Source organism: Pseudomonas sp. SDT291_1_S447 (genome assembly GCF_054070155.1).
Genome location: NZ_JBSVXS010000132.1, coordinates 1 through 13855 on the forward strand (window position 1 = coordinate 1; position 13855 = coordinate 13855).

Annotated in this window: 13 protein-coding genes; 2 read left to right on the forward strand and 11 right to left on the reverse strand. The window is 60.3% G+C overall.

The window, feature by feature from the left end; translation table 11 throughout:
• Positions 1 to 69: 69 nt before the first annotated feature.
• The 11 genes from pcaC to pcaR all read right to left on the reverse strand — a co-directional run bounded on the left by pcaC (position 70) and on the right by pcaR (position 10992).
• Positions 70 to 462 (reverse strand): 4-carboxymuconolactone decarboxylase, encoded by a 393-nt coding sequence (gene pcaC / locus ACW9IR_RS25355; protein ID WP_025110738.1) that lies wholly within the window; start codon positions 460 to 462, stop codon positions 70 to 72.
• Between the two features lie 10 nt (positions 463 to 472).
• Positions 473 to 1264, reverse strand: a complete 792-nt coding sequence (pcaD, locus tag ACW9IR_RS25360; protein WP_457465381.1) for a 3-oxoadipate enol-lactonase — start codon at positions 1262 to 1264, stop codon at positions 473 to 475.
• 12 nt (positions 1265 to 1276) lie between these two features.
• Complete coding sequence (locus ACW9IR_RS25365; protein ID WP_457465383.1) at positions 1277 to 2641, reverse strand: 3-carboxy-cis,cis-muconate cycloisomerase; 1365 nt, start codon at positions 2639 to 2641, stop codon at positions 1277 to 1279.
• 46 nt (positions 2642 to 2687) lie between these two features.
• The gene (locus ACW9IR_RS25370; protein WP_095049154.1) at positions 2688 to 3983 is read right to left on the reverse strand and encodes an MFS family transporter; all 1296 of its coding nucleotides are present in this window, start codon (positions 3981 to 3983) and stop codon (positions 2688 to 2690) included.
• Between the two features lie 105 nt (positions 3984 to 4088).
• Positions 4089 to 4655 (reverse strand): protocatechuate 3,4-dioxygenase subunit alpha, encoded by a 567-nt coding sequence (pcaG, locus tag ACW9IR_RS25375; protein ID WP_102902710.1) that lies wholly within the window; start codon positions 4653 to 4655, stop codon positions 4089 to 4091.
• 1 nt (position 4656) lies between these two features.
• Positions 4657 to 5361, reverse strand: coding sequence for a protocatechuate 3,4-dioxygenase subunit beta (gene pcaH, locus ACW9IR_RS25380; RefSeq protein WP_102902709.1), 705 nt, complete (start codon positions 5359 to 5361; stop codon positions 4657 to 4659).
• A 36-nt stretch (positions 5362 to 5397) separates the two neighbouring features.
• Positions 5398 to 6603, reverse strand: coding sequence for a 3-oxoadipyl-CoA thiolase (gene pcaF, locus ACW9IR_RS25385; RefSeq protein ID WP_180988188.1), 1206 nt, complete (start codon positions 6601 to 6603; stop codon positions 5398 to 5400).
• Positions 6600 to 7379, reverse strand: a complete 780-nt coding sequence (locus ACW9IR_RS25390; protein ID WP_102902707.1) for a CoA-transferase subunit beta — start codon at positions 7377 to 7379, stop codon at positions 6600 to 6602. The genes pcaF and ACW9IR_RS25390 overlap by 4 nt, the downstream gene beginning before the upstream one ends.
• Positions 7379 to 8236, reverse strand: coding sequence for a CoA transferase subunit A (locus ACW9IR_RS25395; RefSeq protein WP_099758203.1), 858 nt, complete (start codon positions 8234 to 8236; stop codon positions 7379 to 7381). The genes ACW9IR_RS25390 and ACW9IR_RS25395 overlap by 1 nt, the downstream gene beginning before the upstream one ends.
• A gap of 272 nt (positions 8237 to 8508) precedes the next feature.
• Positions 8509 to 9855, reverse strand: coding sequence for an MFS transporter (locus ACW9IR_RS25400; protein WP_095119182.1), 1347 nt, complete (start codon positions 9853 to 9855; stop codon positions 8509 to 8511).
• Positions 9856 to 10149: 294 nt separating this feature from the next.
• The gene (gene pcaR / locus ACW9IR_RS25405; RefSeq protein ID WP_007917109.1) at positions 10150 to 10992 is read right to left on the reverse strand and encodes a pca regulon transcriptional regulator PcaR; all 843 of its coding nucleotides are present in this window, start codon (positions 10990 to 10992) and stop codon (positions 10150 to 10152) included.
• A gap of 653 nt (positions 10993 to 11645) precedes the next feature.
• Between pcaR and ACW9IR_RS25410 the strand changes: the two genes are divergently transcribed.
• Together ACW9IR_RS25410 and ACW9IR_RS25415 are read left to right on the forward strand one after the other, a co-directional pair.
• Positions 11646 to 11846 (forward strand): hypothetical protein, encoded by a 201-nt coding sequence (locus ACW9IR_RS25410; RefSeq protein ID WP_008080067.1) that lies wholly within the window; start codon positions 11646 to 11648, stop codon positions 11844 to 11846.
• Positions 11847 to 12220: 374 nt separating this feature from the next.
• On the forward strand, positions 12221 to 13696 hold the full coding sequence (locus ACW9IR_RS25415) for an inorganic phosphate transporter (RefSeq protein WP_102902706.1): 1476 nt from the start codon (positions 12221 to 12223) through the stop codon (positions 13694 to 13696).
• Positions 13697 to 13855 lie beyond the last annotated feature (159 nt).

A 13855-nucleotide genomic window follows, 5' to 3' on the forward strand; every position in this document is an offset into this window, starting at 1 on the left:
GCTCCTACAGGGGGACGCATTCCAAATGTAGGAGCTGCCGAAGGCTGCGATCTTTTTCGGTTTCAACCGTCACTCCCGGGATTCAACCCCGAGTTCATCCCAAACCGATTCCGCCAGATGAAACGTCGCATTCGCCGCCGGAATCCCGCAGTAAATCGCACTCTGCATGATCACTTCCTTGATCTCGCCCCGGCTCACGCCATTATTGGCCGCCGCACGCAGGTGAAGTTTCAGCTCACCTTCGCGGTTCATGCCGATCAACATCGCGATGGTGATCAAACTGCGCGTGTGCCGAGGCAAGCCCGGACGCGTCCAGATATCGCCCCAGGCATGCCGGGTGATCATCTCCTGGAACTCCGAGTTGAACTCGGTCAGCGTAGTCAGGCTGCGATCGACATGGGCATCACCCAGCACCGCGCGGCGTACCTGCATGCCGTCGTCGTAACGTTGTTTCTCGTCCACAAAAACTTCCTCACTTAGCCTGCAAAAACGCCAACACGCGTTCACTGAAATCCGTGCCAGCCTGCACGTTGGACAGGTGCGCCGCATAGAACTCGGCGTACTCGGCACCGCGTACATGTTCCTGAATAAAGTGCCCACCGGACGGCGGTGTCACCGCGTCTTCGGTGCCGGCAATCACCAACAACGGCACATTGATCGACGCCAGTTGCTCGCGGAAATCGGCATCACGCACCGCCGCACAATTGGCCGCGTAACCTTGAGGCGAAGTGGCTGCGAGCATGTCGGTAATCTGCTTGGCCGCTGCCGGATGAGCAGCCGAAAAGTCCGGGGTAAACCAGCGGGCAATCGATGCATCACGCAGGGCAACCATCGCCGCTGCGCCATCACGCAGCACGGTTTCGATGCGTGGGTTCCACACCGACGGATCGCCGATTTTAGCTGCGGTGTTGCAGACGACCAGCTTGTTCAGACGATGCCCGGCATTGATGCCCAGCCACTGGCCGATCAGGCCGCCCATCGACAGTCCGCAAAAATGCGCACGCTCGATATGCAGTGCATCCAGCAGACCGAGCACGTCGTGACCGAGTTGCTCGATGCTGTACGGGCCCGCCGTCACCAGCGATTGGCCATGGCCACGGGTGTCGAAACGCAGCACGCGAAAGTGCTCGGTGAAGGCCGGCATCTGCGCGTCCCACATGTGCAGATCAGTGCCCAGCGAGTTGGACAGCACCAGCACCGGCGCATCGACCGGGCCCTCGATTTGATAGTGCAGTTCGCCATCGGCGAGTTGAACGAAAGCCACAGCCCTCTCCTTTCAGACAGACAATGCGTTGTGTTCGGCCACCGCACGCTCGACCCAGGTTTTCGCCTGACCGAGATAGTGGGCGGGGTTCAAAAGATGATCGAGTTCAGCGTTGCTCAGCTCAGCGGTGACTTGCGGCTCATCACCGAGTACGGCGCGCAAATGGCGCTGCTCGGCCACCGCGCGTTTGCAGCATTGTTCGAGCAGGTGATGCGCGGCGTCGCGGCCGACACGCTGGGCGAGGACGATGCTGACGGCTTCGGCCAGCACCAGCCCCTGAGTTAATTCGAGGTTGCGGCCCATGCGCTCGGCATCGACTTCCAGGCCATCAGCCAGCAAGCGTGCCTGTTGCAGCGAACCGGAAACGAGGCAGCAAATCTCCGGCAAGGTTTCCCATTCGGCATGCCACAAACCGAGGCTACGTTCATGCTCCTGCGGCATGGCGCTGAACAGCGTCGAGACCAGACCCGGCACGCGCGTCGCCGCGCCGATCAACACCGCCGCGCCGACCGGATTGCGTTTGTGCGGCATGGTCGACGAGCCGCCCTTGCCCGGCGCCGAGGGCTCGAAAACCTCAGCCGCTTCGGTCTGCATCAACAGGCTGATGTCGCGGCCGAATTTGCCGAGGCTGCCGGCGATCAAACCGAGCACCGCGCCGAACTCGACCACGCGATCGCGCTGGGTGTGCCACGGCTGTTCCGGCAAGGTCAGTTGCAGTTCTTCAGCCAGCGCTTCGGCAATCGGCAAGGCTTGTTCGCCCAAGGCTGCGAGCGTCCCGGAAGCACCGCCAAATTGCAGCACCAGCAGACGCGGCTTGAGTTCACGCAGACGCTGGCGGCTGCGAGTAACAGCGCCCAACCATCCGGCGATTTTCATGCCGAGCGTTACCGGCGTCGCGTGTTGCAGCCAAGTGCGTCCGGCCAGCGGCGTAGCGGCATGACGTTGCGCCTGGGTGGCGAGAGAGTCAGCCAGTTGCGCGAGGTCGCTTTCGATCAACTCCAGCGCCTGACGCAATTGCAGCACCAGCCCGGAATCCATCACGTCCTGACTGGTCGCGCCCAAATGCACGTAACGTTCGGCTTCAGCGTCGCGGGCAGCAATCTGCTTGCCCAATGCCTTGACCAGCGGAATCGCCGAATTGCCGGCCGTGGCAATCGCCTCGCCCAGCGCCGCAAAGTCATATAACCCCGCGTTACACGCCGCAGCAATCGGTGCGACAGCCGCAGAAGGAATCAACCCGACCCGCGCCTCGGCCCGCGCCAGCGCCGCTTCGAAGTCGAGCATGGCCTGCACGCGGCCCTGATCGCAGAACACCTCACGCATATCGCGAGCAGTGAAGTAGGCATCGAACAATTGATTGCCCGGTCGCTGAGTCATAAACAGTCCTTGCCGGCGCGGGCCATCACGGCCCGCGCGCTTCGGGTTAGAGATCGTGGTGCAAATACGCCGCCTGTTTCGGCAAGCGCAGACTGAACAGGAAGGCGATCGCCATCATCGCCGTCACGTACCAGTAGAAGGAGTTTTCCATGCCGATGTTCTTCAGGCTCAGGGCGACGAATTCCGCCGAGCCGCCGAAGATCGCGTTCGCCACCGCATAAGCCAGACCGACGCCGAGGGCGCGGACTTCCGGCGGGAACATCTCGGCTTTCACCAGGCCGCTGATCGAGGTGTAGAAACTGACAATCGCCAATGCCACAGTGATCAACACAAATGCGAGGAACGGGCTGCTGACGCTTTTCAGGCTGAGCAGAATCGGCACGGTAAACAGCGTGCCGAGCGCGCCGAACCAGAGCATCGAATTACGTCGGCCAATCTTGTCGGCGAGCATGCCGAACAGCGGCTGCATGCACATATAAAGGAAGAGCGCGCCGGTCATGATGTAGCTGGCGGTCTTGGCGTGCATGCCCGCAGTGTTGACCAAATATTTCTGCATGTAGGTGGTGAAGGTGTAGAAAATCAGCGAGCCACCGGCGGTGTAACCGAGCACGGTGATGAACGCGGCTTTGTGATCGCGGAACAGCGCGCTGATGCTGCCGGCGTCCTTGTGTGCGCGGGTTTCCTTGTTGGTGGTTTCTTTCAGGCTGCGACGCAGGAACAGCGAAATCAGCGCCGCCACTGCACCGACCACAAACGGAATCCGCCAGCCGTAGGCGCGCAGGTCTTCTTCAGTGAGGAACTGCTGCAGGACCACTACCAGCGACACCGCCAGCAGTTGCCCGCCGATCAGCGTCACGTACTGGAACGAAGCGAAGAAACCGCGCTGGCCCTTGAGTGCAACTTCGCTCATATAGGTCGCGGTGGTGCCGTACTCGCCGCCGACCGACAGGCCTTGCAGCAAGCGTGCGAACAACAGCAGGACCGGTGCCCAGACGCCGATGTCCTTATAGGTCGGCAAGCAAGCGATCAGCAACGAGCCGAAGCACATCATCAGAATCGAGATGAGCATCGAGTTCTTGCGCCCGTGCTTGTCCGCCACCCGGCCAAAAATCCAGCCGCCAATCGGGCGCATCAGGAAGCCGGCAGCGAACACGCCAGCGGTGTTGACCAGTTGCACCGTCGGGTTGTCGGAGGGGAAAAACGCCGGGGCGAAATAGATCGCGCAAAAGGCGTAGACGTAGAAGTCGAACCATTCGACGAGGTTGCCGGACGAGGCGCCGACAATGGCAAAGATGCGCTTGCTGCGCTCTTCACCGGTGTAATGGGAGGTGGTGGTTGTCATTGTTTTGCACTCGATAGGGACAGTGAGAGTCTAGACATACTTTGCAACAGTCCCGTTCCACAGTTCCATCTGCAACACAGTTCCCTTGTAGGAGTGGGGTGTTCTTCAGTAATCGAAGAACACGGTCTCGGCATCAGTGCCCTGCAGAATCACATTCCACTGGTAAACACCCGAGGCGTCCTGCTTGGCCAGCAAGGTACTGCGACGTTCCGCCGGTACGCATTCGAGCAACGGATCATCAACGTTCGCCGGCTCGCCCTCAAAGTAGATCCGCGTCAGCAAGTGCTTGACCAGTCCACGGGCAAACACCAGCACCACCAGATGTGGCGCCTGCGTCGAGCCTTTCAGGCCCTCTACGGTACCCGGTTTGATCGTGGTGAAGCGGAAGCGCCCTTCTGCATCCACCGGCACCCGGCCAAAGCCTTCGAAATGCGGATCGAGCGGTTTGTCCTGCTCGTCTTCCGGGTGGTCGTACTTGCCGGCGGCGTTGGCCTGCCAGACTTCGAGCATGGCGTCGTTGACGACATCGCCATTGCCGTCCACCACCTGCCCGGTGATCGCCACGCGCTCGCCGAGGGTTTGCTCGACAGTGAGGTTTTCGCGGTTCAGCCAGGTCAGGCCGATGTGGTAGTACGGCCCGACGGTGTGGGACGTGGTCGCAGTCAGCGTCATCTTATTTCTCCATCGGCGTGGCTTCACGCCCGCGCAGCACGATGTCCCAGCGATAACCGAGGGCGTAGGACGGAATGGTTTTTTCCAGATCGAAACTGGCGATCAGGCGTTCCTTGGCCGAAGTGTCCGGCACGCAGTTGTAGATCGGGTCGTAGGCCAGCAGCGGATCGCCCGGGAAGTACATCTGCGTGACCAGACGGGTGAGGATGCTCGGCCCGAACAGCGAAAAGTGGATATGCGCCGGACGCCAGGCGTTGTGGTGGTTGCCCCACGGGTAGGCGCCGGGCTTGATGGTCTGGAACTGATACCAGCCGTCGGCGTCGGTGACGGTGCGGCCGGTGCCGGTGAAGTTCGGGTCCAGCGGCGCATCGTGCAAGTCGCGTTTGTGGTTGTAGCGGCCGGCGGCGTTGGCCTGCCAGATCTCCACCAGAATTCCCGGTACCGGCAGACCGTTTTCGTCGAGCACGCGGCCGTGAACGATGATGCGCTCACCTTGCGGCTCGCCTGCATGCTGGGCGGTCAGGTCATTATCGGTGTCGCCCACACGCTCGGCGCCGATGGTCGGGCCGGTGATTTCCGACAGCGAGTGCGGCAGAAACACCAACGGCTTCGACGGCGAGCGCAGGTTAGTGGATTGATACGTCGGGTGCAGGTACTCAGGCTGAGTGCCTTCCTGCGGACGACGGTAACCAGGCTTGTCAGACATGTCGCTTTCCTCTGTTCTTTTTCGTCACGGCTTGCGTCAGACGCGTTCGATGGCCAGGGCCAGACCTTGGCCGACACCGACGCACATGGTCGCCAGACCTTTCTTGCCACCGGTTTTTTCCAGCTGATGCAGGGCAGTCAGCACCAGACGCGCACCGCTCATGCCCAGCGGGTGACCCAAGGCAATGGCGCCACCGTTCGGGTTGACCTGCGCGGCATCGTCCGCCAGACCCAGTTCACGCAGCACCGCCAAGCCTTGGCTGGCAAACGCTTCGTTGAGTTCGATCACGTCGAAATCGTTGACGGCTACGCCGAGGCGCTCGATCAGTTTGCGCACCGCCGGTACCGGGCCGATGCCCATCACCCGCGGCGCGACACCGGCGCTGGCCATGCCGAGCACTTTGGCGCGGGCGGTCAGGCCATGTTTTTTCACGGCTTCGGCGGACGCCAGAATCAGTGCAGCGGCACCGTCGTTGACGCCGGAGGCATTGCCGGCGGTGACGGTTTTGTCCGGGCCGTTGACCGGTTTCAGTTTAGTCAGCGCTTCAATCGTGGTGTCGGCACGGGGATGTTCGTCCTGGCTGACCACGGTTTCGCCCTTCTTGTGGGCAATTCGCACTTCGACTATTTCTTCAGCGAAGTAGCCGGCAGCCTGCGCGGCGGCGGTACGTTGCTGACTGCGCAGAGCGAAGGCGTCTTGATCGGCGCGCGAGACTTTATAGTCGTCGGCGACGTTGTCGGCAGTCTGCGGCATCGCGTCGACGCCGTACTGCGCTTTCATCAACGGGTTGATGAAACGCCAGCCGATGGTGGTGTCTTCCAGTTTCATGTTGCGCGAAAACGCCGCGTCAGCCTTGCCCATCACGAACGGTGCGCGGGACATCGACTCGACGCCGCCGGCAATCGCCAGCTCCATCTCGCCGCTGGCAATCGCCCGGAATGCGGTGCCGATCGCGTCCATGCCCGAAGCACAGAGGCGATTGAGAGTCACGCCCGGCACGCTGTCCGGCAGGCCCGCCAACAGCAGCGCCATGCGCGCAACGTTGCGGTTGTCTTCGCCGGCCTGGTTGGCGCAGCCGAGGAATACTTCATCGATGGCGTTCCAGTCCACCGAGGGATTGCGTTCCATCAGGGCCTTGATCGGCACGGCGGCCAGGTCATCGGCGCGCACGGCGGACAGTCCGCCGCCGAACCGGCCGATCGGGGTGCGAATCGCATCGCAGATATAAACCTCACGCATCATGCTTCTCCCGGCGCCTGGCCGTGGGCGGCCGCGGTGCGTGCTTCGAGATCACGCAGTGCAGTCAGTTCGACTTCAGTCGGTTCAGCGGTGTTTTCAACCTGCTCGGCAAAACGAATCGCCCAACCGGTGGCCGCGACCACTTGCTCGCGGGTCACGCCCGGGTGCAGTGCGGTGACCACGAATTCGTGGGTGCCCTCTTCCGGTTCCATGATGCACAGGTCGGTGATGATCCCGACCGGCCCGGCGCCCGGCAGACCCAGACGTTTGCGCGAGTCGCCGCCCTCGCCGTGGCCGACCGAGGTGATGAAATCGAGCTTGTCGACAAACGAGCGCGCCGACTGTTTAAGGATGATCAACACGCTTTTCGCCGAACCGGCAATCTCCGGCGCGCCACCGGCGCCCGGCAGGCGCACTTTCGGCGAGAAGTAATCGCCAACCACGGTGGTGTTGATGTTGCCGAAACGGTCGACCTGCGCGGCGCCGAGAAAACCGACGTCGATGCGCCCGCCCTGCAACCAATAGCGAAAAATCTCACCGGTCGGTACGACAGTGTCAGCGGTTTCCGCCAGCTCACCATCACCGATCGACAGCGGCAGCACGCTCGGCTTGGCACCAATCGGACCCGATTCGTAGATCAGCACCACGTCCGGCGACGAGGTCAGACGCGCAAGGTTGGCGGCTTTCGACGGCAGGCCGATGCCGACGAAGCACACCGAGCCGTTCTTCAGGCGACGGGCCGCCGCGACGGTCATCATTTCATTGGTGGTGTAAGTCATTACTTGGCCTCCGAAGCAGCGGCCAACTTGGCCTGGAACGCGCTGAAGTCAGCGCAGCCATGGATGTATTCGTTGATCCACGCGGTAAACGTCTCACGGTCGCGGGCGATCGGATCCCACGCCTGGTAGAAACGATTGTCACGCTCGGTGTAACCGTGGGCGTAGGACGGGTGCGCGCCGCCGGGTACGTGGCAGACCGCGCTCAAGGCCCAGGTCGGCAGGACACAGGCGTTCATTGGCGCGTTGAGGTCGTCGACAATTTCTTCGACGGTGACGATGCAGCGCTTGGCAGCCAAAGCAGCTTCTTTCTGTACGCCAAGGATGCCCCACAGCAATACGTTGCCCTGGCGGTCGGCTTTCTGTGCGTGGATCACGGTCACGTCCGGGCGCACCGACGGTACCGCCGCCAGCACTTCACCGGTGAACGGGCAGGTCACGGTTTTGATCAGTGGATTGACCTTCGGCAGGTCAGAGCCGGCGTAAGCACGCAGCACCGCGAATGGCAGGCCGGAGGCGCCGGCCACGTAGGCATTCGCCAGGTCGGCGTGGCTGTGCTCTTCGATTTCGAGAGCGTGCGGCCATTGCTTCTCGACCGCATCGCGCAGACGGTGCAGCGAACCTACACCCGGGTTGCCGCCCCAGGAGAAAATCAGTTTACGTGCGCAACCGGCGCCGATCAGTTGGTCGTAGATCAGGTCAGGCGTCATCCGCACCAGCGTCAGATCTTTCTTGCCCTGACGAATAATTTCATGACCCGCTGCTGTAGGGATCAGGTGAGTGAAGCCTTCGAGTGCGACGGTGTCACCGTCGTTGACGAATTGCTTCACCGCGTCGTGCAGCGAAAGGATCTCAGCCATGGAGCGGGCTCCTGTTTTTGTAATGAATCGCCAGTAATAAAAAGGCGCGAGGTTCAGCGCCGGAGTCACTGAAGATTAAGCCTGGGAAATTCACCAAACAATCCGATAATCGACTGAGTGTTCGTTTATCGAACAGATTGTTGTTCTCCTAACAATCGAATCAAAAGCATCGCGAGCAGGCTCACTCCTACAGGGGAACGCATTCCAAATGTGGGAGCGAGCCTGCTCGCGAATAGGCCAGAACATTCAACGAATATTTCTACGCATGAAACTCAAGTCGCATCCGCATGACTGACCATGCCTTTGATCACCACCGCCGTGGTGGCCAACGCCGCCGGAATCACCAACGCCGTCAACACCTGCTCAAAATTCCAGCCCAACCCCAACAACGTCGCGCCCATCCAAGCCCCGAGAATCGCGCCAAAGCGGCCAATTCCCAGCATCCACGACACGCCAGTCGCCCGCCCCTGCGTCGGATAAAACCGCGCCGCCAGCGACGGCATCGCCGATTGCGCACCGTTCACACACATGCCGGCCACCAGCACCAAGGTCGCCAGCAAGGTGATGTTGCCCAGGCTCTGCCCCACCGCGTAGGCAAACACCCCGGCCAACAGGTAGAAAATGCCGATGACCTTGTGCGGATTGAAGCGGTCCATCGCCCATCCCACAGCGACCGCGCTCAATACCCCACCAAACTGGAACAGCGCACCGATGAACGCGGCTTGTTCCATGCTCGCGCCGCTGTCACGCATCAGCGTCGGTAGCCAACTGGTCAGCAGGTAAACGATCACCAGGCCCATGAAATAGGTCAGCCAAAGCAACAAGGTGCCGGTGCTGTAAGTGCCGGAGAAAATCACCGCGAACACGTTACGTGCCTTGACGGTTTTCTGTTCCGGCACGCTGAAACTGGAGGCTTGAGCGACGGTGACCGGATCGATCGGTGCCAGGGTCTTGCGCACTTTGTCAGTGCCACGATTGCGCACCACCAGATAACGCGCCGACTCAGGCAGCCAGAACAACAGCACCACGGCAAGGATCAACGGCAGAACCCCGCCAATCAGCAACAGACTGTGCCAGCCGAATGCCGGAATCAGCTTGGCGGAAATGAACCCGCCTCCAGCCATTCCGAGGTTGAAGCCGCAGAACATGCTGGTCACCAACAGCGACTTCTTGCGCTCCGGGGTGTATTCCGAGAGCAGTGTGGTGGCATTCGGCATTCCGGCGCCCAGACCCAGGCCAGTGAGGAAGCGCAGCACCAGCAATTGTTCAACGTTGGTGCTGTACGCCGACGCCAGGCTGAAAGCACCGAACAGCACCACCGCGCCCACCAGTACGACTTTTCGTCCAAAGCGGTCAGCCAACGGGCCGGAACCCAATGCACCGAAAACCATGCCGATCAACGCAGCACTCATCACCGGACCGAGGCTGGCGCGGTCGATGCCCCAGTCCTGCGACAGCGCCGGGGCAATGAAGCCCATCGCCGCGGTGTCGAGGCCATCGAGAAAGACAATCAGGAAACACAGAATCACCACCCGCCATTGATAGCGCGAGATCGGTTGGGCATTGATGAAGGTCTGCACGTCGAGGCAGTTACCCACAGCGGACTGAGGCTGGTTCATTATTTTTATTCCACGCAAAAAACGCAGTCGAACGGCGGCCGGCCAAAACGCGGCACGGTCACAAGAATAGAAGGTCTGGATCAGGCGTTGCGGGAAACCCGGCAACAGCGGGTGGAGCGGAGACAGTCGGAGAGCGTGCGCATGGTGAGTTGCCTCTTGTCATTATTATGGGAGTCGACAGTCCGGCGGGCTCATTCACATCAGCGCCGGATGACGCTGCCGCGACATTAATGATCCGGGGGTTTTAGCGTCAATTCGATAAACGCAACACTGTGCGTTTATCGAACAGCTTCATCAGGCAAACAACTGCGCACTGAGGTCGCGGCTGGCACTGAGCAGGCCCGGCAGGAAGCGCTGCTCCAGCTCGGTGCGACTGACGCGACCGGCGTGAGTGCTGACGTTGAGCGCCGCGACCACCTGGCCGGAAGCATCGTAGACTGGCACGGCAATTGAGCGCAGGCCTTGCTCCAGTTCCTGGTCAACGATGCACCAGCCCTGCTGCCGCACTTCCTGCAGGCATTCGAGCAGCGCATCGGGTGTATGGATCGTGCGACTGGTCTTGGCGACCAGTTCGGCGTGATCGAGGTATTCACGCAGCGATGTGTCATCGAGGGCTGCCAGCAGAATCCGCCCCATCGACGTGCAGTACGCCGGCAAACGACCGCCCACCGACAGGTCCACCGAAATCAGCCGCTGCGTGGTTGCCGAGCGGGCGATGTAGAGAATGTCGTCGCCTTCGAGCGTGGCCATGTTGCAGGCTTCGTGCAGTTGCTCGCTCATGCGGTCGAGGTACGGCTGGGCCGACACCGCCAACGGCGTCGACGACAGATAAGCGTGGCCGAGGGTCAGTACTTTGGGCAGCAATGAGTAGGTGCGACCGTCCGTGGTGGCGTAACCGAGTTTGATCAAGGTATGCAGGCAACGGCGCACGGCGGCGCGGGGAATTTCCGTGCGGTGACTGATTTGGGCGATGGTCAGATGGCGTTTGCGCTCCTGGAACGCCTGCACCACCGCCAGACCACGGGCCAGCGAGGTCATGAAGTCCGGATCACCGGTCAGCGCCTGGATGCGTTTGGCCGGTGAGGCGACGATCGGCGGCGCCACGGAGGTGAAAGAGTTGCGCATTTGATCGTTCATTTCTTGTCCTTCTATACGGCACGGATCAATGGGCTATACAAACGGCTTGCCGACCAATGCACAAGCGTCGGGGCCGCAAGATTGGGCGATTATCGAACCGCCGACCGATAATCGCAATCAGCTGTGCAGGCCGCCTCAAACCCTTTCCGGGGTTCGCGCAACTTCGGCCGTTATTTGAATCACCTCCTAAGTTGTTCGACTAAATGACGCCAAAAACTGATCGCGCGGCAAATAAGGGCCAGCGTGCACTGCAACTAGCAACAAAAGTTGCGAGTCACAAAACAATCACACATCCGGAACCGTTTTTAACTTGGCAAAGATAGTCATTCCCGAATCGACCGCTATAATGCACCTCAGTGGCACCTCGTTTTTTAATCGTCGAGGTTTTCACTCGCTGCGGCGATGTCCATCGCCAACAGCCCGGCCAGCGCCTGACGCGCATCACTCATGCAACGCCTGCGCTCGCTGAAACAGGAAACTGATGCTGCGTCAGTTTTTATCTGGTGCCGTAGCCGCCTGTAACACGGAAGTCTTGATCGCCCCACCGATTACACCAATGCCTGTCCGGGTGTTGGATGCTCGGTGGCTTCGTTCAATCGATTCGTTGCAGTGCGTTTCACCAGACACTTAACTCAACTCATACAGGTAGCACTGTGACGAAAGACGAACTGCGCGCGGAACTTGAGCGCCAGGAACAACGTTACAAGGAAGTTTACGGCGGGGAAGTCACCACCTACGCCGCTCAACCCGAACCGGAACGCAAAGCGTGGCGTAAACGCCCGACCGTTCAGGATCAGGTCTTCAAGCAAGAAATCGAAAAGATCGAAAAGGAACTCAAAGCCGAAGAGCCTTGAGCTACGGTGTTCGTTGCTTTTGAAGGTTTGCGTCCATACCGGCTACGAGCGCGGTGGAACGACGATGCCTTGCGCGCCCGCTACCCGCGGGCAGCGGCCATCAACCGGTCTGGCGGGTTGAGGACGGGCGTCCTACACGTTTCACAGATATTTCAGACAAGCGTTTGAGACCCTTGCGCATGGCCGAAATTACCTGCAAAACAATGCTTTTACTAACAAAATCAATGACTTGAAAAACCCTGCAAGACGCTAGGTTTTCATGCGCTGCAACAAATTAAATCGAAGAAGTGCGTAACCGATGAGCAGGTAGGGCATCGATTTCCAGTCTTTTCTGGCATAATCGCGCCCCCTTACGACCGGGTCAGAAAACCTTCATGATCGATTTATTCAGCGGACTGGATGCTTGGGTGCTTGTGAGCCTCTTGCTCGCCCTGACGTTTGTCCTCGCCTTCGAGTTCATCAATGGATTTCATGACACCGCTAACGCGGTAGCCACTGTTATCTACACCAAAGCCATGCCGCCTCATCTGGCAGTGTTCTTTTCCGGTGTGTTCAATTTCCTCGGCGTGCTGCTGGGTGGCGTTGGCGTGGCGTATGCCATTGTCCACTTGCTGCCGGTGGAACTGCTGATCAATGTGAACACCGGCCATGGCCTGGCGATGGTGTTCTCGTTGCTCGCCGCGGCAATCACCTGGAACCTCGGCACCTGGTACTTCGGTATCCCGGCGTCCAGCTCGCACACCCTGATCGGCTCGATCCTCGGTGTCGGCCTGGCCAATGCCCTGATCAACGATATCCCGTTGGCTGACGGCGTGAACTGGCAGAAAGCGATCGACATCGGCGCCTCATTGGTGTTCTCGCCGATGGCCGGCTTCCTGATAGCCGCGCTGGTGTTGATCGGCCTGAAATGGTGGCGCCCGCTGTCGAAGATGCACAAGACGCCGGAACAGCGCCGCAAGATCGACGACAAGAAGCACCCACCATTCTGGAACCGTCTGGTACTGGTGATCTCGGCCATGGCCGTGAGCTTCGTGCACGGCTCCAACGATGGCCAGAAAGGCATCGGCCTGATCATGCTGGTGTTGATTGGTATCGTCCCGGCGCAGTTCGTTCTCGATCTGAACAGCACCACCTACCAGATCGAACGCACTCGCGATGCGACCCTGCACCTGAGCCAGTTCTACCAACGCAATGCCGATTCGCTGGGTGAATTCCTGGCCCTGGGCAAGAGCGTTGAAGGCGACCTGCCGGAGAAATTCCGCTGCAACCCGCAGCAGACCGAACCGACCATCACCGCCCTGCTGCACACGCTTAAAGGCGTAGCGGACTACCACTCGCTGTCTTCGGAGAGCCGCATCGAAGTGCGTCGTTACCTGCTGTGCCTGGACGACACTGCGAAAAAGGTTGGCAAGCTGCCTGGCCTGGAAGCCCGTGAAAAGGCTGACCTCGACAAGCTGCGCAAAGACCTGACCACCACCACTGAATACGCGCCGTTCTGGGTGATTCTGGCGGTCGCGCTGGCTCTGGGCCTGGGCACCATGGTTGGCTGGAAACGCGTGGTATTGACCATTGGCGAGAAGATCGGCAAGCAGGGCATGACCTATTCCCAGGGCATGTCGGCGCAGATCACCACGGCCAGTTTGATCGGTATGGCTAACATCTTCAGCCTGCCGGTGTCGACCACGCACGTTCTGTCCTCGGGCGTGGCGGGCACCATGGTTGCTAACAAGAGCGGCCTGCAGGGTGGCACGGTTCGCACCATTCTGTTGGCTTGGGTGTTGACCTTGCCGGCGACGGTTGCGCTGTCGGCCGGGTTGTTCTGGCTGGCGTCGAAGGCGCTGGGTAGCTGATAGATAGCGGGACATGAGAAAGGCGCGATTCGAGAGGATCGCGCCTTTTTTTTGTGTTTGGGGTTTTGGGATTGGATTGGGGGCATATCCGTTGCTGCGGGAGTTGCCGCTGGCGGTTTCGCTCTTACAGCGACTCACTTTTTCAAACGCCAAAAAGTA

What these genes read in the sequence shown, in the direction of transcription:
- ACW9IR_RS25390 (WP_102902707.1), bottom strand. Translation starts at nt 7,379, where the DNA reads ATGACTTACACCACCAATGAAATGATGACCGTCGCGGCGGCCCGTCGC.
- ACW9IR_RS25395 (WP_099758203.1), bottom strand. Translation starts at nt 8,236, where the DNA reads ATGGCTGAGATCCTTTCGCTGCACGACGCGGTGAAGCAATTCGTCAAC.
- ACW9IR_RS25365 (WP_457465383.1), bottom strand. Translation starts at nt 2,641, where the DNA reads ATGACTCAGCGACCGGGCAATCAATTGTTCGATGCCTACTTCACTGCT.
- ACW9IR_RS25400 (WP_095119182.1), bottom strand. Translation starts at nt 9,855, where the DNA reads ATGAACCAGCCTCAGTCCGCTGTGGGTAACTGCCTCGACGTGCAGACC.
- ACW9IR_RS25415 (WP_102902706.1), top strand. Translation starts at nt 12,221, where the DNA reads ATGATCGATTTATTCAGCGGACTGGATGCTTGGGTGCTTGTGAGCCTC.
- ACW9IR_RS25370 (WP_095049154.1), bottom strand. Translation starts at nt 3,983, where the DNA reads ATGACAACCACCACCTCCCATTACACCGGTGAAGAGCGCAGCAAGCGC.
- pcaR (WP_007917109.1), bottom strand. Translation starts at nt 10,992, where the DNA reads ATGAACGATCAAATGCGCAACTCTTTCACCTCCGTGGCGCCGCCGATC.
- pcaF (WP_180988188.1), bottom strand. Translation starts at nt 6,603, where the DNA reads ATGATGCGTGAGGTTTATATCTGCGATGCGATTCGCACCCCGATCGGC.
- pcaG (WP_102902710.1), bottom strand. Translation starts at nt 4,655, where the DNA reads ATGACGCTGACTGCGACCACGTCCCACACCGTCGGGCCGTACTACCAC.
- pcaH (WP_102902709.1), bottom strand. Translation starts at nt 5,361, where the DNA reads ATGTCTGACAAGCCTGGTTACCGTCGTCCGCAGGAAGGCACTCAGCCT.